A 24,030-nucleotide genomic window follows, 5' to 3' on the forward strand; every position below is an offset into this window, starting at 1 on the left:
TTTTTTTTTTTTTTTTTTTTTTTTTTTTTTTTTTTTTTTTTTTTTTTTTTTTTTGAAAATTAATAATAATTTATGAAAAATAATTTCTTGTTATTTTGCATTTTGTCCTATTAAAGCAAAAATATTTGCTCACTGAGCAAATTATAAAAAACCCCTTTGATCTGACAATATTTTAAGGATAAAAAAAAATTTCGCTTTTAAATGTCATAATAATTAATGGAATAAAAGCATTTTATATAATTTGAAACATTTATACTTACACTTTCCAAACAAATATGTTTAAAATTGTATTTTTTTATATTTTTTTCAATATCTTTTTAAAATATATTTTCTTTGTATTTTTATCCTATAATAACAAAATTATTCGCTGAATAATTAGAATAGGCTAAGCGGAAAATAATAAAAAAACAGGGTATTCACAAAGAATACCCTGTAAAAATAATGTATTTTTGAGGGAGGTTTATACTAATTCTTCTACTGGGATATAATCCTCTTTATAACCAAAATATTTTGGGCCAAATGTTTCTATGCCCATGGGAGTTCTCATCTTCTCATCAGCTGGGGCTACTACTATGCTTCCACGATATCCATATTTTACTATATCAGTCCTTATTGGCTCTCCAGTTTCCGAATCCAAAATCATTATCAAATCTGGTGGTAGACATTTTACTTTTCCATTTACTTCAAGCCTTAACCATTCATTCTGAAAATCAACAATGGCTTTTTCACCTTTATATTCTTCAAGCCCATCTAAAACTAATTTTCCCATAGAAAATCCTTTTGTCTTTTCCGCACCAAATTCGCGGTATATATCAACTATTTTTCCTTTAAAAACTTTGTATCCTCCAACAATTTTCACAACTTTTTCAATAGGATCCTCATGAGTTTTTCTGCAATTATAAATTGCTTTCCCAAGTTCCCAGCTTTTTGAAATGGAATTAAATATGGCAGACCTTTTGAGCTGGCTACCCGTCATCGGATATCCTGCAATCCAGGATATACCTCCATATGCCATAGCTGCATTTCTTATTATTCTCTCTGCCATTAAAGCACTAACGGTATCAGCAATAGTAACCGCTCCCTTTTCATTGGCAGCAGCTGTCGGAGAAGGCATAACACCATGAGTATAAAATGATGTCATTTGGAGTTCTGGAAATGCCCTTCCCATTCCATCTGCATCGACAACAGGTATACCAACAGCTCCCGCTACTGCCATAGGAACAGGTGTATTAACGCCCCCCGCCTCTGGAGGAATAATCGCTTGAATCTCTTTTCCCAAATATTTTTTCAAACTTTCCAAACACCACAGCACTTCCTTGCCTCCCGGCGGCTTTTCCGTAAGCACTACAGGAGCACCTAAGCATGCAGCCATACAAGCCATCGCATCATCTGGCATGTCTTTTGGATCTATTAAAATTATTTCCTTCCCCTCTTTTAGCACGTTCAGCGCCCACAAAAACCCTATTTCAGGATCACCGCCGCCTCCCGTAGCAAGGATCGAAGCTCCAAGGGTAATTTCCTTAAGACCTTGTTCATCAACAACTTTATAATCCTTTATATCCCAGCTTTTTAAAATATTTCGCACACCCATAAAAACCACCTCTATATCAGCTCGCGAGGAGCATTTGTCAGTAATTCATACCCGCTATCTGTTACCAATACCATATCCTCAACTCGCGCAGCCCCTACTCCTTCAACATATATACCCGGTTCGATTGTAATTACCATACCCGCCTCAAGTACAATATCACTATTTGAATCTAATATAGGCATCTCATGAATACTGAGTCCAAGGCCGTGACCTGTAAGGTGTGGAAAATACTTTCCATACCCGTTATGGGCAATATAATCTCTTGCTACTTTGTCTATGTCTCTTGCTAATATGCCCGGTCTTATTGCAGTTATGGCTCTCTGCTGGGCTTCATAGGCAACCCGAAATATATTTTTTTGCTCGGAAGATAAGCTTCCTAAGGAAAAAGTCCTGGTAATATCCGAACAGTATCCATTGTAAACGCATCCTAAATCAAACAGCACAAGTTCCCCTTTCCTTAGTTCTTTATCAGAAGAAAATCTTTGAGGCAACCATGCATTTTCTCCCGACATGACAAAAGGTTCAAAGGATAGTCCCTCCGCCCCTTCTCTCATTATAACGTCTTGAGCAATAGCTGATACTTCATATTCTTTAATCCCTTCTCTAATACTATCGATTGCTTTAATCATCGCTTTTTCAACTATTTTTGCAGCTGTCTTTATAATTTCGATCTCTTCCTTATCTTTAATCATTCTAAACTTGAGAAGATCGTCTTGTATATTTACAAGTTCTGCATTAGTGACTTCTTTTATCAAAATTTCCTTTTCCATAGTTACTGAAGAAAATTCAACACCGATCCTTTTAATGTTTTTCCCATAAAGCAATTCCTTTAAAGGTTTTAAATAATTTGGATCATCCTCCGGGAATTTCCTGACATCCTTTATCCAGCAATCTCTTTTTACTCGGTTATAATCCAGAACAGCCGTTAAAAGCACCACATCGCCATCCTTGGAAATAAAAAGTATAGAAAAGGATGCGGCATTAAACCTCATGCCTGTAAAATATCTTACATTTGCTCTATCCCCCAAAATTGCCGCATCCACATCTAATTTTTTCATCAGCTTTATAAGATTATCTACTCGATGTTTGTAATCCATTATTTATATCCCCTCTAATTCATTTTCTTTTTCCGGATTTATTATGTAAATCTTCTTAGGCACCCTTGATTCAAGGCTTGATTCTGTGGGCCCTGTAAGTTCTATCAGTACCATATCATCTGCCAATTTATTCAATGCCTCTTCTAAGCCTGGGATACCACCCAAAGCCTCAATTAAGTTTTTCCTTTCACAATAAGGGTTTTCCTTTACAAACTTTATAATGGCTTTTTCCGCTTCGTTAAAACCACCAGCCATTATATTACCTCCTTATTCAATTCTTCTACCGGCACATAATCCATATCATACCCAAAATACCTTGGTCCAAACAATTGTATGCCCTTGGGTGTCCTCATTCTTTCATGGGCTGGAATTAGTATAATAGAACCTCTATAACCGTACTTCATTATATCTGTGCGGATCGGCTCTCCCGTTTCTGAATCCACTATTGCTATGAGGTCAGGCGGCAAGCACCTTATCCTTCCGTCTATCCTCAAATTAAGCCATTCATTTTGAAAGTCAATTTCAGCCACGCTGCCTTTATATTCATCAAGACCTTCCATTTTTATTCTTCCAAGACTGAATCCTTTAGTAGCTTCACCTCCAAATTCCCTTGAAATGTCTACAATTTTACCTTTAAAAACCCTCATTCCTTTCACATTTCTTGTGTTTTCCAGGCTATCGAGCATTTCTTTAACAGGATCAAGGTGTTTTTCTCTCGCACGGTATACAGCTTTCCCCAGTTCCCATGCAATACTCTGAGAGTTGAGGATAGAAGCTTCTTTCACCTGCTTTCCCGTCATAGGATAGGTAGCAATCCAGGAAATACCACCATACGCCATAGCTGCTCGCCTTGCTATATTTTCTGCCATCTTGTTGTCATCACCAGTATCAATTATAGTTACATTTCCTCGATCATCGCATGATACAGTAGGAGAAGCATTTACACCATTTGTAACCCATGAAGTCATTTGCAGCTCAGGAAAAGCCCTGTTCATTCCATCTGCATCTATCACCGGAACCTCAAATTCTCCTGCTGCTGCATACGCTACCGTAGAATTCACTCCGCCGCATTCTATTGGAATCATAGCCTCTAAATTTTTCCCAAGGTACTGTTGGAGCTTTTTTATCGCGTTATTCAAAACATCATATGAAGGCGGCTTTTCAGTAAGTACTACCGGTGCTCCAAGGCAGCCACAGCTAGCAACTAATATATCATCAGGCACATCCATTGGATCTATCATTACGATGGTTTTTCCTTCATCAAGTACCTTATATGCCCATAACAGTCCAATTTCAGGATCTCCTCCTCCACCCGTAGCCAAGATAGAAGCACCCAAAGTAATTTCTTTAACTGCTTTCTTATCTATAATTTTATAATTTTTTACTCCCCATCGCTCCAATGTCTCAAAAACCTTACTACTCATTGTCTTATTACCTCCTTAGTCAAATATTTTGCCTTTTACTCTTACTCTTATCTTTTCGCGTTTTCCGGGCATATAGGCAAACGGAATTTCTTCTACATCAAGCACTTCCACAGAATCTCTTAATGCACCAGCTTTTTCTGCCTCATCTTTTGCCTTCTCAATCACTTTGTTAATAGCCTCTTCTCTATTTTCAATTTCTAAATCCGCAACTCCTTCAGCATAAGCTCCTATTTCGGCTATTGTAGTACCAATAGCACCGCATACCTCAAAATGAGGTGGCATTATAACCTCTGAAATTCCTTCTAAGTTCTCTTTTGGTACAACCAAAGCACCTCCACCTACAAAAATTGCTTTAACATCCCCAGCTACAGTTTTCATCTGGTCAATAGCTATTTCTAAAGTATTTTTTATTTTATTATAGGCAGCTTCTACCAAATCTTTATCCAAAGCCTTAACCTTCTCGATATAAGGAGCAAAATCTGTATCGAATATGTCAAGTTTTCTATCGAGTATTCCCTTGGCTACTGCAATATCATGAGTTGTTATAATTGGTCCCCCAAATGACTTAGAAAGCTTTACAAGATTATATCCTACACTTTCAGGACCATAAGCAATAATTTCATTTCCTTTAGTCTTTACTATTGTACCTCCTCCTAAAGCAATCGACATGAGGTCAGGACAACGAATATTCGTCTTTACTCCCCCGATTGTTACAGTTATGGAAGATTCTCTCGGGAAACCATTTACAATATAAGCAATATCCGTCGAAGTTCCTCCTATATCTACTACAACGCCGTTATCTATCCCCGAAAGGAACACTGCCCCTCTGACACTAGCTGCAGGACCTGAGGCAACTGTGAAAATTGGGTAATTCACTGCATAATCAGCTGACATTACAGTTCCATCATTTTGAACTATAAAAAGTGGTGAATCAATACCCCTTTCTTTAGTTGCTTTTTTTAAGGCATCAACCGCCCTTTTCATAACAGTTATAACTGATGCATTCAGTATAGTAGAATTTTCTCTTTCCAGAAGTGATATAGATGCAATATGATTTGAAAGTGTTATTGGAATATCTCCAAGCTCTTCCCTTATTATCTCAGCAGCTCTTTCCTCTTGATCCGGTATCATAGGTGAAAACACACCTGTTATCGCTATTGAATCAACTTTACCCTTTATTTTATCGCACGCTTTTTTAATAGCCTCTTCATCAAGGGGCACAATATCTCTTCCGTCATACTCTTTTCCACCGCGGATAATAAATATATTATCTGTTCCACCGATAGCTTCTTTTAAGTCTTCAGGCCAACCCGTCAGTGGAGGAATAGCTGTAGTAGCAGGTGCACCAAGCCTGAATATGCCTACTTTATTTAGATTTCTCCTTTCAATTATTGCATTTGTTGTATGGGTTGTTCCTAAGGACACCATGCCAATTTCGGAAACATCAGCTTTCCCGGATTTTAGCAAAATATCGAGGGCATTAATTATTCCTGTTGTTACATCAGTCGTAGTAAGTGCTTTTGCCTTAGCCAGAACTTCTTTACCTCTTATCATAACTCCATCGGTAAAAGTACCGCCAACATCAAATCCAATTCTGACATCCTTTTCCATACTTTTTCCCCCTTAAATCTTTTTATTCCCACAATCCTTTGATATTATATTGTTCCTCTAATTTCCACTGCTTTATTTCAAAAAGAGGTGGAGTTTCAAAACCATATTTCTTACTATGGAGCCAACCGAATTTGTCTCTTAACTCTACAAGAAATTCTGCATATTTGAAAGGCCCTATTATTGCATCAATCACCGGCACCTTTACACACTCCTGAAGTTCCTTATAGAATCCAAACTGTATTGTACAGCCGAGTATTATCGCTTCGGCTCCATCCTTTTCAACAGCTTCTTTTGCAGCATCTTTTAATTTTTGTATTGTAAGTTTTTCATCAGCGTGAAAGTCGTAAACTCCAAGCCCTAAGGATTTGAATGATGCCAATTTGTCTTTTAGGCCGTTTAATACCACATTGTCCATCATTTGAGGAATCCATTTATCTCTTCCAACTATAATAGAAAACTTATGCCCGAGAGTTGCTGCAATATGCATGCAGGCTTCGGCCGGAGCGGTAACAACCATTTTTTCCACTATTTCCCTCGCATCATGAAGCCCTGGATCATAAAAACAACCAATTACAGCCGCGTCATAGCCATCTTTTTCTGCCTGTTTTATAACATGTAAAACATCTGGAATAACCAAAGCCTCATAATATCTGTATTCTAAGTGCATAGGCCCTTTCTTTAAAGACACAACATCAACTACAGTCTCCGGCTGTTTGATCTCTTCCAAGGCTTCTTTAATCGGCTTATCAAAGGTATCGGTCCCTACTGGGTTAATCCATAATATTTTTGCCAATACCACCATCCTCCCTATTGCTTAACTATTTTATATTTATAATAATTTTTTATTAATTTAAATTGCTATATCTTTTTAAGACAAAAAACTATAAATTTTTTGTTTTATAAGAACAAGATTTTTATTGCATAATAAAAAAAATTTCACTGCAGCATCTTTATAGCTTTAATAAGAATGTGATAATAAAGCCTTTTTTGTTCATCCTGTAAAATATCTTCCCCTATTAATTCTTTTACCTTTTTAATACGGTATTTTACTGTATTGGGATGAGTGTATAACTTTTTTGCAGTTTCTTTAATGCTGCATTTGTTGTCCAAAAAAATTTCCAGGGTTTCTATTAAATTGCCGTTCTTATTTTTATCGTAGTCATACAGCTTATAAAACCATCTATCTCTTAAAATATCTTCTAATTTATTAGGGATTGATATTATTTTATAAATGCCTAAATCATCATAAAAGAAAATTTTACCATAACCGAACAATTTATTCCCTATTTCCCTTGCAAATGCAGCCTCATCATAGGCTCTTTTCAGTTCATTTATGCTTTCTAAGGCTGAACTTATGCCTATTGATAGGGTTATTCCGGGATTTTTAACTGTAAAATTTTTCGTAACCTTTGAAAACAAGTCGATTAAAACATTTTTATACATCGCTTCTTTTGCATATTCTATATTATTGAATCCTATTATTAGAATATATTCATCACTTTTAGGTAGAAAAAGAATCACTCTGTTTCTAATTTTTTCTATTGCTTCTTCAATAGATTTCTTTAAATCCATTTTTACCTTTTGAATATGGGTTTCTCCTTTTTCAATATTCTCTTTATAGTATTGCTCAAATTGGTCTATATCGAAAATTACTACAAAATTTTTATCTAATAAATTTAGCCCTATTGTCTTTGCCCTTTTTTTCATAAGCTCATCTGATGAATATGTCCCGCTTATTATATCATCAAAGAAATCAAATTTTAGCCTTTCCTCTGCCTCTAAAACAGCAAGATTTTTTAATCTTTCTATTTTTAATGCTGTAATAGCACTGGATAAAGCTATTTTGTACAATTCATTTTCAGATTCCGTTAAATTTTGGTTTTGTATTATTAATAGATAATTGTCAATATATTCGTTGATTTTAATTACGTGTACTATCACATCAAAACCGTTTTTTATAGTTATACGAGCTATTTCTCTCACTTCTTTTTGCAATCTAACATTAGAATTTTTTTTAAAATATTCCTTTGCATAGCAACACAGTTCTGATAGCATACCTTCTACATTTGATTTAAATTTTCCCCTAAAAACAGCAGCAATTGGCCTGAAAAATTCATCAGCAAAAACCACGCAGTTATTTATAATAGTTGATAACCTGTCTATAATTTCATGAACGCCTCCATTAGATATAAGTATTTGATTCATTAAAGAATTTATTTCTAATGATTTTTTTAAAGCAAGTTCTTCTTTATTCAGCAAAGCTTCATAAATCTTTTTAATAATCAATGCATAAGGTAACTTTTTGGGTATTATAAAAATCGGAAATCTAAGATTATTTGCTAAATCAATCAGTATATCAGGTATATTCATACAAGCCTCTTTCCCGGGATGAATAGCAATACAAGCTGCATTTCCTTTATTTAATCCTTCTATAAGTTCAAGCTTTTCATCTAAGGTTTTGTATTGATATAAAGTTGTTAAAATCATCTCTCCTCCTTGAAGCCATTCAAAACAATCAGGAATCTCTATAACGCTTACTGATTTTACAACTCTATTTTCACCTTCTATCCCTGCTACCCATTTAACTCCATATTCTTTTAAAATTTCATAGGCCTCTTTAACAGTAATACCTTCCATTATTTTTTTACCTCCATTACTGTCTATTAAAGACAACATTTTTTTATAAATTTGTTACTTTGTAACAATGCTATTTTGTCTAAATCAGCAGGAAAATCGTAAATTTTGTTGAATATATTATACCAACTTTTTTGTATTTGTGTTAATTTTTTTTAAAATCCATCTTATAATCGTTCTTCTAAATTTTTTTACTTTTTTTATTTTTCACTTTTATTTTATCTAGCTAAATTTATAAATAGCAAAAGGGGGTTAAGTTTTTATGGAGGACAAAAAAAATCAGGTGAGTTTTGAAGAAGAGTATTCCCAAAAACCTATCCCATCAAATCTCAGAAGACATTGGTTTTATGCAGCAAGCGTTTATATTGGCATGTGTGCTGTTTTAGCATGTAGCATGGCTGGCGGAGGATTAATCTACGGACTTAAATTTTCAGAAGCTGTTGCAGCTATGTTTGGAGGATTAATAGCACTTTTAATATTATTTTACATTCCTCTCGGTAAAATTGGAACAGAACAAGGGCTTAATACCTATTATATCGGTGAATGTGCTTTCGGTAAGTATGGGAGTAATATAGCCACATCCTTCATTGTAACAGCTATCCCTTGTATAGCATGGTATGGAATTGAAGTTGAAATAGCAACACAGGCACTGGCAGCGATAATCCCAATGAGCAAAACTTTATATAATATTATTACATTGATTTTCGGTATTGTGTTTGCACTGCCAGCAATGTATGGAATACTTTCCATGGCATGGCTTAACTGGGTAAGTTTGCCGATAATGGTTTATATTATTATATTTGGTGTAGCCAAAGCCATAATGGGAATTGGAATAACCGGACTTTGGACATATAATCCTGCTCAAAACATGGGAATTTTTTGGGGTATAAATTTGCAGATAGGTATGATCGCTGTTGGATGTTCTTTTGTAGCTGATTACACAAGATGGATTAAAAATAAATGGAGTGATGTCGCATATTCGGGCATTATTGGCCTCTTCCCGGCTACTTCTGTTCTCACTATAGCAGGTATGATAATGGCCCTTTCAGCAACTAAACTTGGGGTTAAGGAACCCTGGAACATTGTAGAGGTTATGATGAAATTGAGAATGCCCTCAATGGCTCTAATCTTTGTTTTTCTCCTGCAATGGACTACATGCATTACAGCGGCATATAGTTCTGGATTGGCTTTAAAAAAGGTTTTTGGCGGTAGTAGATTCTATCTTACATTTATAGCAGCATTTCTTGGGACAATTTTAGCTATTTCAGGTATAGTAAGCCGTTTTCTCGGTTTTGTATCAATATTGGCTTCATGGGTTACTCCAGTTGCTGGTGTAATTATCACTGAATATTACTTCGTATCCAAGAAAAAATTTATTCAAAAGGAAGGAATTTATTTGCCTGGATTAATTTCCGTACTAATCGGCGGATTAATTTCATGGAAAACTAAATTTTTCATACCAGCGATAAATGGTATGATTATTGGCGGGCTTATATATTATGTATACCACAGAGTATTAGACTTATTCCTTAAACCAAAAACTGATATAGATTACAGTAGTACAAAATAAATCTATCAACATAATACTAATTAAAAAACAATATAATACCAATTAAAAAAACAGGAGAGTTTTATCAATCTCTCCTGTTTTCTAATTTAATCCATTATAAATATTAACTTTATACCTTGAATTGTTCCACCTTTTCTTCCATTCTCTTTGCAACTTCCAGAATTTGCTGTGCATTTGCAGCTATCTCTTCTGTTGATGCGGAAAGTTCTTCGGCAGATGCCGATATCTCTTCAGCAGACGCTGATGTCTCCTCTGAAACTGCACTTATGCTCTGAACACGTTCTAATACTATGTCCTTTGATTTTACGGTATTATCCACCTCTGTGTATGTCGCTTTAATCATCGGCGCTATAGCTGCTACTGACTCTAATATGTCATCAAAAGCTTTGACGGTATTTTCTACATTCTCTAATTGGTTATTCACCTGAGTAGTTACTTCTTCAGAAGTCTTTACAACCTCATCGGTTTCCGAGGTTATATCGTTTAATAAAGCCCTTATCTTATCAGAAGATACACGGGATTGCTCTGCAAGTTTCCTTATTTCAGCTGCAACAACAGCAAACCCTCTCCCCGCTTCTCCAGCTCTCGCTGCTTCAATAGCTGCATTTAATGCCAGTAAATTTGTCTGCTCTGCTATTCCCTTTATAACCTCCAAAATTTCCCCTGCTTGGTCTACCGAACCTTTAAGAGCCTCAAGCCTTTCAACTACTACCCCAAATGCTTCACGCACTCCCCTAATTGAAGAAATAAGATTGTCTAACTCTTTCTTTCCAGTGTTTGCTAATCGAGAAGTCTCTTCACTGTTTGCCTTTACGTGACTAAGTTCATTGTATACCTTTTCTAAGCTTGTCGTTATATTCCCTATAAGGGTCACTATCTCTTGCAAATCTTGGGCTTGGTCAGATGCTCCAGAAGCCACCTGCTGAATAGCTTTTGCAACCTCGTTGGAAGAAGCAGCTATTTCTTGGGAAGCAGCACTCAAGGCATCGGAATTTCCAGCCAATGTCTTTGCGTCGGTTTTTAGGCCTGAAAGCAATGGCCTAATATTGGCCTGCAGTTTATCGATAGCCTGTGTAAGCTTTCCTATTTCGTCACTGCGATGGAGGAATTGCTCAGGAACAGCCCTTGTAAAGTCTCCTGTTGCTATGAGACCCAAATGGTCTACAGCAAGTATCAGCGGCGTTGTAATAGTTCTCGCTATTATAAAGGTTAGTGCCAATGCAATAATTACAATTATTATCGAAATTATTATCATGGCCTGCTTTAAACCTGAAGCCCTTTCCATCACTTCAGCTACAGGGACATTAATACCTACTGACCATCCTGTAGTTTTTACAGGAGCATAACCGACTATCTTTTCTACACCCTGGAAGGTATATCGGCCAACTCCTTCTTCTCCATTTGCCATTTTGGAAATAATGGATGCAAGAGCAGATAAGGAAGAATCAGACTTTGCTTCTTCTATTATGTTTTCCTGATTCTTTACCCTTTCAAATTCTTTATGCGCTATCATTTTCCCAGTGCTGTCCACAGCAAAGCCGTAACCTGTGCGTCCATAGTTTATTGAGGAAACAAGCTGACTTAGTTGTTCACCATCTATTATACCCGCCAAAACACCTATGATTTCGTTGCTGGCGTAGTGGCGGATTGGCGTTGCAATACCAAAGATTACGGTCTGGTCGACTTTGCTTATCAGAGCAGTGGAAATATTGGTTTTGCCCTCAAGGGCCTTTTTAAAATAATCCCTATCTGCCAAATTTGCGGTGCTTCCATCTTGATAAACAGCATTGCCGTTCCTATCCACAATGGCTAATCGCTTAAACCCTTGGCTTTCTATTCTCTTTAATTCATCTCTTAGGAGCTGCAGTTTCTCTTCAAGGGTAGCTTCTCTATCGCCCGATTTTCCCCTTATAATATTCCTTTGCGCAATGCTTTCAATTATGGTAATTTTTGCTTGAACACGTGTATCTATAGTCTCGGCTGCCAATTTCGCAGTTTTTAATAAGGCCTCATTTGCTTGGGCTTCAAGGGCGCTTGAAGCGCGGCTTACACTTACAAAAAATAATACAAGACAGCCTATTAAAACAACAAGCCCAAATAAAACCGTCATTCTCGTCCTTAAACTTGTACTTATCCCCAACATAATTCTCCTTCGTCGCACACCGCTGTAATATTTATATAATATATGTGCGACCTTAACCCCCTTTACTTAATTATTTTCACTTAATTAACCTGCTGACTTATATTTTTTAAAACTTCCTTCTTTTCCGCATCTAAAAGAAGGTCAAGTTTTATCAATATAATAAGCTTGTCCTCTTTCTTTGCTAATCCTTCAATAAAAGCAGCGTTTATTGTGGTGACAGGTGGTGCAGGCTCGATTGAATTGTCGTCAATGGTTATTACTTCATCTACCGAGTCAACTATCAGACCCGCTTCTTGCCCTGATATTTCCACTATGATTATCCTGCTGTCTTTACTTTTTTCTCCCTTCCCAATCCCGAAGCGCTTTTTAAGGTCTATAACCGGTATGATTTTACCTCTTAAGTTTACCACACCTTCTACAAATTCAGGCGCATTAGGTATTTTTGTAATAGGAGCATCTTTGATAACTTCACGCACATCGAAGATATCAAGTCCATAAAGTTCCTCTGCAAGGCCAAAAACAACCAACTGCTTAGGCATTACTTTCCCCCCTTTTTTAACTGTAATTTTAAACATAAAAAAAGCGGCTTCCTGCGAAAGGCTGCCGCAGAATATTAATTTTCATACACTCTTCGGCAGCCCGGCTACCATGTCCCAATTAGGGATTTAGGCCCGTGGCTTTGCGTCCCCGCTTTTCAGCGGGTTTGCCTTTATCAATATTTATATTGCCATATTTTACAATTTTCGTCAATATTTTTTTATTTAGGTTTTAGAATATTATAAAAAATGGGCCTTCTCATTAACCTTGATAGAAGGCCCTAAGGAAACTGTTAAAACACAACATCATAATTTATTTTCTTGTCTTACTTTTATTAAAGCCTTTTTCATGCGTTTGTAACCTTCCATCAAATCTTCTTCCGTAACCGTAAGTATCGGCCTAAACCTTACCCCCACTACTCCTGTCGGCAAAACAATCATCTTCTCTTCAAAGCAGTACTTCAAAAACTTACCCCGTAATTCCTGATTCGGTAAATCAAAAGCCGCCATTAACCCCTTATATCTTACATTGCTTACCAATTCGGGAAATTCATCTTCTAATGCATGTAAATACTTATGTAAAACCTTTGATACCTCGTTTACATGTTCTAATACATTGTCCTCTTTTATAATTTCAAGTATCCTTGTTGAGCGAACCATATCTACTATATTCCCGCCCCATGTGGAGTTTATACGGCTGCTTTCCACAAAGCAGTTTTTCTCTACCTCATCTACTCTCCTCGTAGATAATATACCGCATACCTGTGATTTTTTCCCGAAAGCAAATACATCCGGCTCTACCCCATAATGCTGAAATGCCCACATCTTCCCGGTTATGCCCATACCGCACTGCACTTCATCAAAAATAAGCATTATCTCGTTTTCATCACATATCTCCCTCAATGCCTTCAAAAACTCGGGCCTGAAGTGGTTATCTCCTCCCTCTCCCTGTATCGTCTCTATTATTATCGCACATATATCATTAGGGTTATCTCTTATAGCTTTTTTAATTTGGCTTATTGCTTCTTCTTCCGCCCTTTTCACTTCGTCCAAATGCTTCTCCAATGGCCACTTTATCTTGGGATTTGTTATCCTCGGCCAATCGTTGAATTTCGTAAAATACATATTCTTTCTCGGGTCTGCAATATTAGTAAGGGAAAGGGTATAACCTGACCTTCCGTGAAAAGCCTCCTTAAAGTGTATAACCTTTGTTCCCTTTTGAGCACTCTCATTATAACCTCTTTCTAAATTTTTCCTCACCTTCCAATCCATCGCAACCTTTAGTGCATTCTCTACGGCTAAGGTGCCTGTGTCTATCATGAAAAGGTGCACATAATTTTCCGGTGCGGCAACTTCCATAAAGGTTTTCACAAATCGTGCCATTTCTACAGTATACATATCCGAATTAGCTACTTTGTTAACCGCAGCTCTAAATACCCTTTCCTTAAATTCCTCATTGGCAAGTTTTGGATGGTTCAATCCTAAGGGTAAAGATGCAAAAAAGGTGTAAAAATCAAGGTAGTCGGTGCCATCTCTTGCATCTACAACATGACTACCATAAGACTTCTCCAAATCAACCACTATTGGATAACCATCCACCAAAATATACTTTTCAAGGGTAGGTATCACTTCATGGGGTGACAACATTTTTTTTGCCTCCTTAATTTTATAATTTTTGTAACTATGCTTATAATTATACATATTTTTGTGTATTTATTCAATATCTTTTTATTTAACCATAAACTTTTGCATTTATTTGAATTAATTAAAATTAATAAATATACGCCGATACCTTTGAAAAAATATCGGCGTATATCTTTTATTAACGAAGGTTATCGTTTATTTGTTTTTTATCTAATATTTTGTAAATTTGAAGAGCCACCTCGATATTTAGCCTATCTTTAGCATCTTCCAAATACTTTACCATGGTTTTATAGGATCGTGATTGAGTTTCGTATTAAAGGTCGGATTTTTCCTACCTTCTTTGTTTTAAAAAGTATTATCACTCGGTGGTTTTCTCATGGTTTGGGAGGATTTGATTTAATATAATTCCTACCAAAGCAGCAAAACCCATTCCACCCATTTTGAAACTACCAATGTTAATAACTGCTCCACCAATACTTAAGACAAGAATTACGCTTGCTATTATGAGATTCCTTGGCTGTTTAAAGTCAACCTGATTTTCTACAACCGTCCTTATACCTATGCTTGCAATCATCCCGAATAAAACAACTGAAATTCCCCCGATTACTGGTTCGGGAATGGTCCTAATAGCCGCACTTATTTTTTGAATAAAAGAAAGGAGTATGGCCATGCTAGCTGCAATTCTCATTACTTCGGGTTTCCATACCCTTGTCAGAGCAAGAACACCTGTATTTTCCGAATAAGTTGTGTTTGCAGGCCCCCCAAATAGCCCTGCAATGGAAGTGCCAATGCCATCTCCGATTAATGTCCTGTGTAGTCCAGGATCTTTAATAAAGTCTTCTTCTACTGTCGCACTTACTGCAAGGACATCTCCTACATGCTCTACCATTGTAGCCACCGCTACAGGTGCAATAAGTCCAATGGCAGCAGCATTAAATACTGGCCAAGTAAATTTGGGCATTGCTATCCACGGGGCTTGTATTACGGGTTCGTAATTTATTATCCCCGCAATTGCTGAAATTATATAACCTACAATCAAGCTTATTATAACCGGCACAAGTTTAATAAAACCTTTGCCATAAATATTAATTATTATTGCTGTTAATAAAACTATAAAGGCTATAATCCAGTTTTTGCTGGCATTACTTATAGCAACAGGTGCAAGAGTTAAACCTATAACCATAATAATAGGGCCAGTTATCACAGGCGGTAATAGTTTTTCTATAAAGCTTGGACCTAAGAAATATACAAGGGCTGCCATAACACAGTATATAAGACCAGCAACTATTATTCCACCTTGAGCCGCAGGTATACCGTACTGTTTTACAACTAAAGCGACAGGAGCAATAAAAGCAAAGGATGACCCTAAAAATACTGGAACCTTCATCTTTGTTACTAAATGAAACCACCATGTACCGATACCAGCAGTAAACAAAGCAACTCCAACATCAAGACCTGTCAAAAGCGGAACGAGAACTGTAGCACCAAACATTGTAAAGGTGTGCTGTAGACCTAAGATAAGAAGTTGATGTAATGGTAGATAATCTCCCGCCCTAATAGGGCCACGAATTTCTCCGTTTTGTTTTGCCATTTAACACCCTCCTATTTTTTAAATAAACTAACTTTTATAAAATATTTTCCCTTCAAATATTGTTATAATACAAATAGCGTAAAAAATGGTTTCTTTCAGCACTACTTTAATGGCAAAAATTGTATTATGAAATTTGAGCTATAGATACAAGATATTTTTTTATTTATCAATATTTTTAATGCTAAAAGTTTTTCGGTGTATAGGCGAATATCCATATTTCTTAATGGATTCAATATGTTTTTTTGTTCCATACCCTTTGTTATGTAAAAAATCGTATTGGGGATATATATCGTGGTAGCGCTTCATAATTCTGTCCCTTTCAACTTTTGCAATTATTGATGCGGCTGCGATAGTTCCGCAGATCCTATCTCCTCCCTTTATACCTTCCTGCGGAAAGTCAATTTCAGGTATTTTTAAAGCATCTACTATCACATAATCGGGAGGGATTTTTAACCCCAACACTGCATTTTTCATGGCAAAAAGCGTTGCCTTTAAAATATTGTTTTCATCGATGTATCTCTCATCAACTACTGAAAAAGAATAAGCAATTGCATTTTTGACTATTTCTTCATAAACTTCTTCTCTCTTTTTCTCGCTTAAAAGTTTTGAGTCCTTCAAATTAGGAATAAATACATCTTCCGGCAGTATCACTGCAGCAGCAACGACAGGTCCCGCCAGCGGTCCTCTTCCTGCCTCGTCTACACCTGCAATTAACTTATAACCTTTTTTTCTAAGATCTTTCTCAAATTTAAACAGCTGTTTTAACCTCTCTTCTTCAGTCTTAATGCTCTTCATAAAGAAAACCTTCTTCCTTAGCTTCAATATTATTCTTGAATTTTTCCCAAAAACCTTTATTCTCTGGTTCTTCTAAGGAGATTCTACCAATTCTCCCTTCGCGATACTCTTTTAACACAATTTTAGCAGCTTTCAAGGTGTCTATTTTACCTCCGGGCAGGAGGCATCCTCTCTTTTCGCCTATTTTCTCTAAAATTTCCTGTGGTGTACCTAAGGTATTCAATTTAAACCTCTTCATTAATTCCTCTTTTGCTTTAAAAATCAAAAAATCTACTAATATTAAAGCTATTTCCTCAGCGTCGTAGATTTCTTCTTTAATACATCCCAATATTGCAAGTTTAATTCCTACTTCCTTTTCATCAAACTTTGGCCATAAAATCCCCGGTGTGTCAAGAAGTTCCAAATCCTCGTTCACTTTTAACCACATTTTACCCTTTGTTATACCGGGTATGTCTCCTGTCTTCGCCCCTTTTCTCCCAGCTATTTGATTTATAAAAGAAGATTTTCCTACATTTGGTACCCCCATTACCATACAGCGAACCACACCATTTTTTTGTTTTTTTATCCTTTTCAGGTAATCGATAATATTTTTTATCCCTTCTTTATGGATCGAATCAACGGAAAATGAAGTTATACCTTGGTTTTTAAAGTATTTAATCCAGTTTTCGGTAACATTCTTTTCGGCCAAATCCTCTTTATTTAAAACCCTGATAATTGGTTTTTCACTAACAATATCTCTAATATCGGGAATGTGTGAGGATTCAGGTGCTCGCGCATCTACCAATTCTAATACCGCATCAACTACTTTTAAAACTTCCTTCATCTGCCTCTTTGCTTTCGCCATATGTCCTGGGTACCATTGAATTTCCAATCTACCATCACCTCTTTAATAAATTAAGGGACTGCCATCAGTCCCTTTCCTTTATCTTTGCTGCTTTTCCTCTTAGTTTTCTCAAGTAATAAAGTTTTGCCCTGCGTACCTTACCTTTGCGGACAACTTCAATTTTTTCTATCCTTGGCGAATGAAGCGGAAATACCCTTTCGACACCGACACCATAAGAAATTTTCCTTACAGTAAAGGTTTCTCTAAGTCCACCGCCTTTTCTCGCAATAACAACTCCTTCAAAAACCTGAATCCTTTCGCGGTTTCCTTCAATAACCTTTGTATATACTTTTACGGTATCGCCGGGCCTAAAATCCGGTATATCCGTTTTCATCTGTTCTTGTTCAATTGCTCTGACAATATCGGACATCTCATAAACCTCCCTTCTTTTAACAAGTGTTATTATAGCATAAGGAAGTCTCATTTACAACAAAGGTGTCATTCTAAATTGATATTAAGTTCTTTAAGTAGTTTTTTATCTTCTTCAGTTAATTTAGCTTTTTTTAATAAATCCGGCCTTTTTTCATAAGTAAGCCTTAAAGATTCCCTTCTTCTAAAAAGGGCTATTTCGCGGTGATTTCCAGACAGGAGCACCTCAGGAACCCTAAGCCCCCTGTATTCTTCTGGCCTCGTGTATTGGGGATATTCTAATAATCCATCGGTAAAAGATTCGTTTATGGCAGATTCATCACTGCCTAAAACACCTGGTATAAACCTTGATACTGCATCTATTATAGCAAGTGCCGGTATCTCTCCTCCTGTAAGGACAAAATCACCTAAGGAAATTTCGTCGGTTATCAAGGTTTTTACCCTTTCATCTACCCCTTCATAGTGGCCACATATTATTATTAATTCATCCTCTTTTGAAAGTTCCTTAGCTATCTCGTTATTAAATATTTTGCCCTGGGGTGATAGCAAAATAATCCTTTTTTTTGATGATTTAGTTACAGAATTAACATAATCAACGGCCTCAAAAATCGGCTCCGGCTTCATTACCATTCCAGCGCCGCCACCGTATGGATAGTCGTCAACCTTTCTATGTTTATCTCTTGCAAAATCCCTAATATTAATAAGCTCTACGCCAATTAGCCCTTTTTCAATTGCCCTTTTTAAAATACTTACATGAAGGGGGCTTTCAAAAAATTCGGGGAAAATAGTAAGAACAAAAAATTTAAGCACTAAATTAATCCCTCCATAGGGTAAATAAGCATATAGCCCTTTTCTACATCAATATTTTTTACTACTTCCTTTATGGCCGGAATTAATATTTCTTTATCTTCATTGCTTTTTACAACATATACATCGTTTGCTCCCGTCTGAATTACATTTGTTATTTCTCCTAAGTATTCTCCTTCTAAAGTATAAACTTTAAGACCAATTATATCACATATAAAATAGCGTCCTTTTGGCAATTTAACTGCGTCCTTTCGGTCAACCATTATATATACATTTCTGTATCTTTCAGCCTCATTTCTATCATCTATTCCTTGAAATTTTATAATTACAAAAGCATTTCTTATAAAAATTACTTCTTCAATATTTAATTTTTTTAAGCTGTTCCCTTCTTCGTAAAAAACTTCTTTTAGATTTTTAAACCTCTTTATATCATCGGTCAGGGGTTCAACCTTAACCTGGCCTTTTACTCCCCAAGGAGAGAGAATTCGGCCAACGGTTATGTATTGTTTCAAACCGATGACCTCCATTTCCTTAAAAAAGGGTTAGGTAGTATCCTAACCCGCTTTTATAGGATTTCTACTACCACTCTTTTACCCTGTTTGGCAGCAGCAGCCTTAACTACTGTGCGAATTGCTTTTGCAATCCTTCCCTGCTTTCCGATAATTTTGCCCATATCGTCAGGATGGACTTTTAATTCAAGAATTACCGATTGCTCTCCTTCTACACGATTGACCGTTACATCTTCAGGATGATCAACTAATGCTTTTGCTATATATTCTACCAATTCTACCATTTGTTACTCCTCCTTTGCCTCTGGAGTTTGGTTGGAATCTTCATTTTTATTCTTAATTTTTTCTAAAAGACCTGTGACTTTAAAAAGATACTTTACTGTATCGGTAGGCTGTGCACCCTTTTTGATCCATCCAAGGGCTTTTTCTTCATCAATTTTGATTTCAGCAGGGTCTGTAAGCGGATTATAATACCCTATTTCTTCAATAAACCTACCATCCCGAGGGCTTCTGCTGTCTGCCACTATAATTCTATAAAATGGCCTTTTTTTAGCCCCCATCCTTCTCAATCTAATCCTTACTGCCATTTTTTCACCTCCTTTTAAAAATTGAAAAAGGGTAATTTAAATCTCCCTTTTTTATGGGATTTTTCCATTTCAGCTAATTGCTTCATCATTTTTCTCGTCTGTTCAAATTGTTTTAAAAGTTTATTTACATCCTGAACAGTGGTCCCACTACCTCTTGCTATCCTTTTTCTTCTGCTGCCATTAATTATTGAAGGATTACTCCTTTCTTCCTTTGTCATAGAATTAATTATTGCTTCTATTTTAACAAGTTCCTTTTCATTAAAATCAAGGCCCTGCATTTTTTGAGGCGAAAAACCTGGTATCATTGAAAAAATCTGTTCAAGAGAGCCCATCTTTCTGACCTGTTTCAACTGCTCTAAGAAGTCATTTAAATCAAACTGCTCTTTTCTTATTTTTTCTTCCAATTCCTTAGCTTTTTTAATATCTATATTTGCAGTAGCTTTTTCTATCAAGCTCAAAACGTCGCCCATACCGAGGATTCTTGAAGCCATCCTGTCGGGGTAAAACTGTTCTAAATCCTCTAATTTTTCTCCCATTCCAATGAATTTAATAGGACATCCTGTAACTGCCTTAATTGATAACGCAGCTCCACCTCTACTGTCACCATCGAGTTTTGTAAGAATTAAGCCTGTAAGCTCCAATTTACTGTGAAAAGTTTCAGCAACATTTACAGCATCTTGACCAGTCATACTGTCGACTACAAGGAGAATTTCGCAAGGATTTACAACCCTCTTAATATTTTGCAGTTCTTCCATTAATTCTTCATCTATGTGAAGCCTTCCTGCAGTGTCAATTATGACTACATCATTTCCGTGTCGGAAAGCATGTTCTATCGAAGCTTTCGCAATATCTACAGGATTCTTTTCCCCCATAGAGAAGACTGGTACTTTCACCTTTTCCCCTACTACATGTAGCTGCTTTATGGCCGCCGGACGATAAATGTCAGCCGCCACAAGCAAAGGCCGTTTACCCATCTTTGAAAGATAAAGGCCCAATTTACCCGCAGTGGTTGTTTTACCAGAACCCTGTAATCCCACCAGCATAACAACTGCTGGATTCCCTTTCAAGTTGAGTTTTGATTCCTTAGAACCCATCAACTCCGTCAATTCATCGTAAACTATCTTTACAACCTGTTGCCCCGGAGTAAGGCTTTCCATTACTTCGTGACCTACAGCCCTTTCTGTGACTTTTGCAATAAATTGCTTCACTACTTTATAATTTACATCTGCTTCCAATAGTGCAAGCTTAATTTCCCGCATTGCTTCTTTTACATCCGACTCGGAAAGCTTTCCTTTACCACGCAACCTTTTAAAAATAGCATCTAATTTTTGAGCAAGGGCTTCAAAAGCCAATCTATTCCCACCCTTCTTTTACGAGCTTTTCCAAATCTCTAATTGCTCGCTCTAAAATACCAGAACCTTCGCTATTTATATAAGGCCGAATTTCTTCCAATTGAGATTTTATCCTTTCCAAAACCTTTTTTTGTTTTAAATACCTTTCAACCAGCCCTAATTTCTCCTCGCATTGTTTTAAAAATTCTAAGGAACGGTGAATAATATCAAACACCCCTTGGCGGGTCACATTAAAATGCTGGGCAATCTCATTAAGGCTTAAGTCATTAAAATAATGAAGCTCGAAATATTCCCTCTGCTTTTCTGTGAGAAGCGCTCCGTAAAAATCATATAACAAACTAAGCTTTACAATATCTTCCATATTCCTCATCTTTTCATCTGTAAAGTATAAATGCTTTACATACAGATTTTATACAAAAATTATCTCACTGTCAATCATGTATCAAAACATTTTTCTTTTCGCAAAAATTATAGCAGTTGCAAGAGAAATACCAAAAGAAGCTATTAACTAAAAATTGCATCTACAAATTCTCTCGGATTAAATTCTGCAATATCTTCAATACCCTCACCGGTTCCAATATAACATACAGGTATTTCCATTTCTGAAGCAATAGCCAGAGCTACTCCTCCCTTAGCAGTTCCGTCTAATTTAGTGAGGATAATGCCGTTTACATTAACCGCATCTTTAAAAATTTTAGCCTGCGCAATGGCGTTTTGTCCTGTAGTAGCATCTAAAACAAGGTAACTTATTTTTTCTGCTTCAGGGAATTCCTTGTCGGCAACCCTGTAAAGTTTTTTTAACTCCTCCATTAAATTTCTCTTCGTATGAAGCCTTCCCGCAGTATCGCATATAATAACATCTGCACGGCGAGCTTTTCCTGCTTGAATTGCATCAAAAAGAACGGAAGATGGATCCGACCCTTCCATCTGCTTAATAACCTCTACACCCGCCCTTTGCCCCCAAATGGCCAACTGCTCCACCGCTGCTGCCCTAAAGGTATCAGCTGCTGCAATAATAACCTTTTTGCCTTCCGATTTTAACTTATTTGCGAGTTTTCCAATAGTAGTGGTTTTGCCTACACCGTTTACTCCTACTATTAAAATTATAACTGGTGTTTTTAAATTAAAACTGGGTTTTGGGAAAAGGTTTATCATTTCTTCTTTTAAAACCAGTTTTAGTTCCTCAGTATCCTTTATTCTGTTGGCTTTTACCTTTTCCTTTAACTTTGAAATTAAATTTTCGGTAGCTTTTATGCCAATATCTGCTGTTATTAATGCTTCTTCTAACTCTTCTAAGGTTTCATCATCCACTTTTGTCGAAAATTTAAATATTCCTTCCAGTTTATTTACTAAATTATTTCTTGTCTTAGATAAACTTTCTTTTATTTTATTAAAAAACCCCATACTATTATACCTGGTCATCTAAACTGTGACAAACTTCCCAGTTTAGACGGCTGGGCTATTTGTATTCCGCCCTTTCAGAGAGTGCTCATTCCCAGCAGGCGGTATTTAAGCACTCCCATAGCCCCTGCCCCAAGAAGCAGGAACTCGCGCCCTTAACCGGGTCTCCCCACTTGCCCTGAATGTAATACTCCCTTCAGGACAGAGACGTCCCTTAATACCCTCTCAGGGGAGAGTGGCGTTACCACCGCTACCTTGAGAACTCGCCAGAGATTATAGCTTGTGCTATAGGCACTAATACTTGTTCCACCCAGAGGTATTAGTGCCTTCCCTGGCTCACTCCCAAGGCTTTTTATCAGTTTTATCGCTCTGTCTATCTCCTTTAGTTGCCTTTTCTTTAGTTGTTTGTTCTTAACCGTTCTCTTTACGTGCTCTTTTAATTCCTCCAATTCGTCAGCATCTAAATCTTTTAGAATTGCCATATACCCTTCGGGAATTTGCTCTTTTAATCCAAGTCCTCTTCTTGCTATGACATACGCTGCTGCTATGTCCTTGCTTATCATATACTGCGGTGCATACTTCAGCATCCCTATCACTGATGTATAGGCAGGATTGACCTATCCTTACTATTTCATGAGCATACTGCCATCTATAATATTCCCTCTTATTTGAATTGCCGCTTGTAAGTTCAGGCATCGGTATTCTGCCATAACTTACAAGCTTACCGTTCTCATCTGTTTCTGACCACGCTATGTGGTCCGGATATGCGTTAACATCTATGCCTATAACTCCATTTTCCTTTGTTACCAAAACTTCCGGAAAGTTTTCTTCAATTGTAAAGTAAGCATATACCTTCCCGTTTTTGAGTTTTAGCTCGACGGAATATGGTTCTTCCCTGGTGCTTATTGCTTGTAGTAATTCCTCCCGGCTCTTTCCTTTTTTCCATCCCGCTTGTATCTTGGGATATACATACTTTCTTTCCCCTACGTTTATCCTTAATCTCATACCATATTCATCTATCTCGATCCTTGTATTCAGGTTCCCTTTCTTGCTCTTATCTCCCCTTGAGTAGAGATTGCCTTTCCTTCTTTCTTGCCACTCAAGTTTTAGCTCCTTGTATGCTCTTCCATTTATGTGCCGTTTCTTTAGTTTTTCAAATAGACTCCTGCCGCCAAAGATAACCTTCCTCGGATTCTCTTCCCTTTCTTTGCAAGACTCTAAAACGCTTTTTGCCTTCATTATCGCATCATCTACATACCTCGAATTTAAATTAAAAATCCCTTGAAGTTCTTTTTTTAGTGTATTTCTGCTTTTACCTTCTAAAAGTCTGTTATATGCGAATCTTGCGCAGGATGACCATCTTCTCATAAGGTCTAATACTTCTTGTTTATCTTCTTTACTGTCAAAAACAAGTTTAGCTTGGATTGTTAGCATGTTTTTTAGCACCTCTTAGCTTTATGCATACTTAACAACATTCATTATTACC

At 36.7% G+C, this 24,030-nt stretch carries 22 protein-coding genes, 1 pseudogene and 1 riboswitch; of the genes and pseudogenes, 1 reads left to right on the plus strand and 22 read right to left on the minus strand.

The features are described from left to right. Positions 1-460 precede the first annotated feature (460 nt). The 7 genes from ACPLVF_RS07270 to ACPLVF_RS07300 form a co-directional block, all read right to left on the minus strand. Entirely contained in the window at positions 461-1,591 is a 1,131-nt protein-coding gene (locus tag ACPLVF_RS07270) for a DUF917 domain-containing protein (protein ID WP_424907169.1), read from the minus strand. 11 nt (positions 1,592-1,602) lie between these two features. Further along, positions 1,603-2,688: a M24 family metallopeptidase gene (locus tag ACPLVF_RS07275; protein ID WP_424907170.1), complete on the minus strand. Its 1,086-nt coding sequence runs from the start codon at positions 2,686-2,688 to the stop codon at positions 1,603-1,605. 3 nt (positions 2,689-2,691) lie between these two features. Next, entirely contained in the window at positions 2,692-2,943 is a 252-nt protein-coding gene (locus ACPLVF_RS07280) for a hypothetical protein (protein WP_424907171.1), read from the minus strand. Further along, entirely contained in the window at positions 2,943-4,112 is a 1,170-nt protein-coding gene (locus ACPLVF_RS07285; RefSeq protein ID WP_424907172.1) for a DUF917 domain-containing protein, read from the minus strand. The genes ACPLVF_RS07280 and ACPLVF_RS07285 overlap by 1 nt, the downstream gene beginning before the upstream one ends. A 15-nt stretch (positions 4,113-4,127) precedes the next feature. Continuing rightward, positions 4,128-5,723 carry a hydantoinase/oxoprolinase N-terminal domain-containing protein gene (locus tag ACPLVF_RS07290; RefSeq protein WP_424907173.1) on the minus strand — a complete coding sequence of 532 codons (1,596 nt, stop codon included), beginning with the start codon at positions 5,721-5,723 and terminating at the stop codon, positions 4,128-4,130. A gap of 22 nt (positions 5,724-5,745) precedes the next feature. Then, a complete protein-coding gene (locus ACPLVF_RS07295; protein WP_424907174.1) occupies positions 5,746-6,525 on the minus strand; it encodes an aspartate/glutamate racemase family protein in 780 nt (259 codons plus the stop codon). Between the two features lie 134 nt (positions 6,526-6,659). Next, positions 6,660-8,360, minus strand: a complete 1,701-nt coding sequence (locus ACPLVF_RS07300; protein ID WP_424907175.1) for a PucR family transcriptional regulator — start codon at positions 8,358-8,360, stop codon at positions 6,660-6,662. Positions 8,361-8,619: 259 nt separating this feature from the next. On the opposite strand from ACPLVF_RS07300, the gene ACPLVF_RS07305 reads away from it, so the two are divergent. Then, positions 8,620-9,927, plus strand: coding sequence for a purine-cytosine permease family protein (locus ACPLVF_RS07305; RefSeq protein WP_424907176.1), 1,308 nt, complete (start codon positions 8,620-8,622; stop codon positions 9,925-9,927). A 109-nt stretch (positions 9,928-10,036) separates the two neighbouring features. On the opposite strand, the gene ACPLVF_RS07310 is transcribed toward ACPLVF_RS07305, so the two are convergent. The 15 genes and pseudogenes from ACPLVF_RS07310 to ACPLVF_RS07380 all read right to left on the minus strand — a co-directional run bounded on the left by ACPLVF_RS07310 (position 10,037) and on the right by ACPLVF_RS07380 (position 23,978). Continuing rightward, positions 10,037-12,070: a methyl-accepting chemotaxis protein gene (locus tag ACPLVF_RS07310; RefSeq protein WP_424907177.1), complete on the minus strand. Its 2,034-nt coding sequence runs from the start codon at positions 12,068-12,070 to the stop codon at positions 10,037-10,039. Between the two features lie 80 nt (positions 12,071-12,150). After that, positions 12,151-12,609 carry a chemotaxis protein CheW gene (locus ACPLVF_RS07315; RefSeq protein WP_424907178.1) on the minus strand — a complete coding sequence of 153 codons (459 nt, stop codon included), beginning with the start codon at positions 12,607-12,609 and terminating at the stop codon, positions 12,151-12,153. 91 nt (positions 12,610-12,700) lie between these two features. Next, positions 12,701-12,788, minus strand: a riboswitch (cyclic di-GMP riboswitch). Between the two features lie 124 nt (positions 12,789-12,912). After that, positions 12,913-14,253 (minus strand): L-lysine 6-transaminase, encoded by a 1,341-nt coding sequence (gene lat, locus ACPLVF_RS07320; protein ID WP_424907179.1) that lies wholly within the window; start codon positions 14,251-14,253, stop codon positions 12,913-12,915. Between the two features lie 355 nt (positions 14,254-14,608). Continuing rightward, positions 14,609-15,841 carry a uracil-xanthine permease family protein gene (locus ACPLVF_RS07325; protein WP_424907180.1) on the minus strand — a complete coding sequence of 411 codons (1,233 nt, stop codon included), beginning with the start codon at positions 15,839-15,841 and terminating at the stop codon, positions 14,609-14,611. A gap of 159 nt (positions 15,842-16,000) precedes the next feature. Continuing rightward, positions 16,001-16,636 carry a ribonuclease HII gene (locus ACPLVF_RS07330; RefSeq protein ID WP_424907181.1) on the minus strand — a complete coding sequence of 212 codons (636 nt, stop codon included), beginning with the start codon at positions 16,634-16,636 and terminating at the stop codon, positions 16,001-16,003. Beyond that, the gene (gene ylqF / locus ACPLVF_RS07335; RefSeq protein ID WP_424907182.1) at positions 16,623-17,507 is read right to left on the minus strand and encodes a ribosome biogenesis GTPase YlqF; all 885 of its coding nucleotides are present in this window, start codon (positions 17,505-17,507) and stop codon (positions 16,623-16,625) included. The genes ACPLVF_RS07330 and ylqF overlap by 14 nt, the downstream gene beginning before the upstream one ends. 37 nt (positions 17,508-17,544) lie before the next feature. Then, positions 17,545-17,889: a 50S ribosomal protein L19 gene (rplS, locus tag ACPLVF_RS07340; RefSeq protein WP_424907183.1), complete on the minus strand. Its 345-nt coding sequence runs from the start codon at positions 17,887-17,889 to the stop codon at positions 17,545-17,547. 68 nt (positions 17,890-17,957) lie between these two features. After that, a complete protein-coding gene (gene trmD, locus ACPLVF_RS07345; RefSeq protein WP_424907184.1) occupies positions 17,958-18,698 on the minus strand; it encodes a tRNA (guanosine(37)-N1)-methyltransferase TrmD in 741 nt (246 codons plus the stop codon). Beyond that, positions 18,698-19,207, minus strand: coding sequence for a ribosome maturation factor RimM (gene rimM / locus ACPLVF_RS07350; RefSeq protein ID WP_424907185.1), 510 nt, complete (start codon positions 19,205-19,207; stop codon positions 18,698-18,700). The genes trmD and rimM overlap by 1 nt, the downstream gene beginning before the upstream one ends. A 53-nt stretch (positions 19,208-19,260) precedes the next feature. After that, the gene (locus tag ACPLVF_RS07355; protein ID WP_424907186.1) at positions 19,261-19,488 is read right to left on the minus strand and encodes a KH domain-containing protein; all 228 of its coding nucleotides are present in this window, start codon (positions 19,486-19,488) and stop codon (positions 19,261-19,263) included. A 3-nt stretch (positions 19,489-19,491) separates the two neighbouring features. Next, positions 19,492-19,791, minus strand: a complete 300-nt coding sequence (rpsP, locus tag ACPLVF_RS07360) for a 30S ribosomal protein S16 (RefSeq protein ID WP_424907187.1) — start codon at positions 19,789-19,791, stop codon at positions 19,492-19,494. A gap of 14 nt (positions 19,792-19,805) precedes the next feature. Next, positions 19,806-21,143, minus strand: a complete 1,338-nt coding sequence (ffh, locus tag ACPLVF_RS07365; protein WP_424907188.1) for a signal recognition particle protein — start codon at positions 21,141-21,143, stop codon at positions 19,806-19,808. Between the two features lies 1 nt (position 21,144). Continuing rightward, positions 21,145-21,504 carry a YlxM family DNA-binding protein gene (ylxM, locus tag ACPLVF_RS07370; protein WP_424907189.1) on the minus strand — a complete coding sequence of 120 codons (360 nt, stop codon included), beginning with the start codon at positions 21,502-21,504 and terminating at the stop codon, positions 21,145-21,147. Between the two features lie 143 nt (positions 21,505-21,647). Then, positions 21,648-22,547 (minus strand): signal recognition particle-docking protein FtsY, encoded by a 900-nt coding sequence (gene ftsY, locus ACPLVF_RS07375; protein ID WP_424907190.1) that lies wholly within the window; start codon positions 22,545-22,547, stop codon positions 21,648-21,650. 152 nt (positions 22,548-22,699) lie between these two features. Continuing rightward, positions 22,700-23,978, minus strand: a pseudogene (locus ACPLVF_RS07380) (IS200/IS605 family accessory protein TnpB-related protein). Between the last annotated feature and the right edge of the window lie 52 nt (positions 23,979-24,030).

The organism is Thermovenabulum sp., assembly GCF_049701175.1.
In the GTDB taxonomy this organism is placed as follows: Bacteria; Bacillota; Thermosediminibacteria; order Thermosediminibacterales; family Thermosediminibacteraceae; genus Thermovenabulum.

Coding starts and splice junctions, on each gene's coding strand:
- ACPLVF_RS07270 (WP_424907169.1), bottom strand. CDS start 1,591: ATGGGTGTGCGAAATATTTTAAAAAGCTGGGATATAAAGGATTATAAA.
- ACPLVF_RS07275 (WP_424907170.1), bottom strand. CDS start 2,688: ATGGATTACAAACATCGAGTAGATAATCTTATAAAGCTGATGAAAAAA.
- ACPLVF_RS07280 (WP_424907171.1), bottom strand. CDS start 2,943: ATGGCTGGTGGTTTTAACGAAGCGGAAAAAGCCATTATAAAGTTTGTA.
- ACPLVF_RS07285 (WP_424907172.1), bottom strand. CDS start 4,112: ATGAGTAGTAAGGTTTTTGAGACATTGGAGCGATGGGGAGTAAAAAAT.
- ACPLVF_RS07290 (WP_424907173.1), bottom strand. CDS start 5,723: ATGGAAAAGGATGTCAGAATTGGATTTGATGTTGGCGGTACTTTTACC.
- ACPLVF_RS07295 (WP_424907174.1), bottom strand. CDS start 6,525: ATGGTGGTATTGGCAAAAATATTATGGATTAACCCAGTAGGGACCGAT.
- ACPLVF_RS07300 (WP_424907175.1), bottom strand. CDS start 8,360: ATGGAAGGTATTACTGTTAAAGAGGCCTATGAAATTTTAAAAGAATAT.
- ACPLVF_RS07305 (WP_424907176.1), top strand. CDS start 8,620: ATGGAGGACAAAAAAAATCAGGTGAGTTTTGAAGAAGAGTATTCCCAA.
- ACPLVF_RS07310 (WP_424907177.1), bottom strand. CDS start 12,070: ATGTTGGGGATAAGTACAAGTTTAAGGACGAGAATGACGGTTTTATTT.
- ACPLVF_RS07315 (WP_424907178.1), bottom strand. CDS start 12,609: ATGCCTAAGCAGTTGGTTGTTTTTGGCCTTGCAGAGGAACTTTATGGA.
- lat (WP_424907179.1), bottom strand. CDS start 14,253: ATGTTGTCACCCCATGAAGTGATACCTACCCTTGAAAAGTATATTTTG.
- ACPLVF_RS07325 (WP_424907180.1), bottom strand. CDS start 15,841: ATGGCAAAACAAAACGGAGAAATTCGTGGCCCTATTAGGGCGGGAGAT.
- ACPLVF_RS07330 (WP_424907181.1), bottom strand. CDS start 16,636: ATGAAGAGCATTAAGACTGAAGAAGAGAGGTTAAAACAGCTGTTTAAA.
- rplS (WP_424907183.1), bottom strand. CDS start 17,889: ATGTCCGATATTGTCAGAGCAATTGAACAAGAACAGATGAAAACGGAT.
- ACPLVF_RS07355 (WP_424907186.1), bottom strand. CDS start 19,488: ATGGTAGAATTGGTAGAATATATAGCAAAAGCATTAGTTGATCATCCT.
- rpsP (WP_424907187.1), bottom strand. CDS start 19,791: ATGGCAGTAAGGATTAGATTGAGAAGGATGGGGGCTAAAAAAAGGCCA.
- ylxM (WP_424907189.1), bottom strand. CDS start 21,504: ATGGAAGATATTGTAAAGCTTAGTTTGTTATATGATTTTTACGGAGCG.
- ftsY (WP_424907190.1), bottom strand. CDS start 22,547: ATGGGGTTTTTTAATAAAATAAAAGAAAGTTTATCTAAGACAAGAAAT.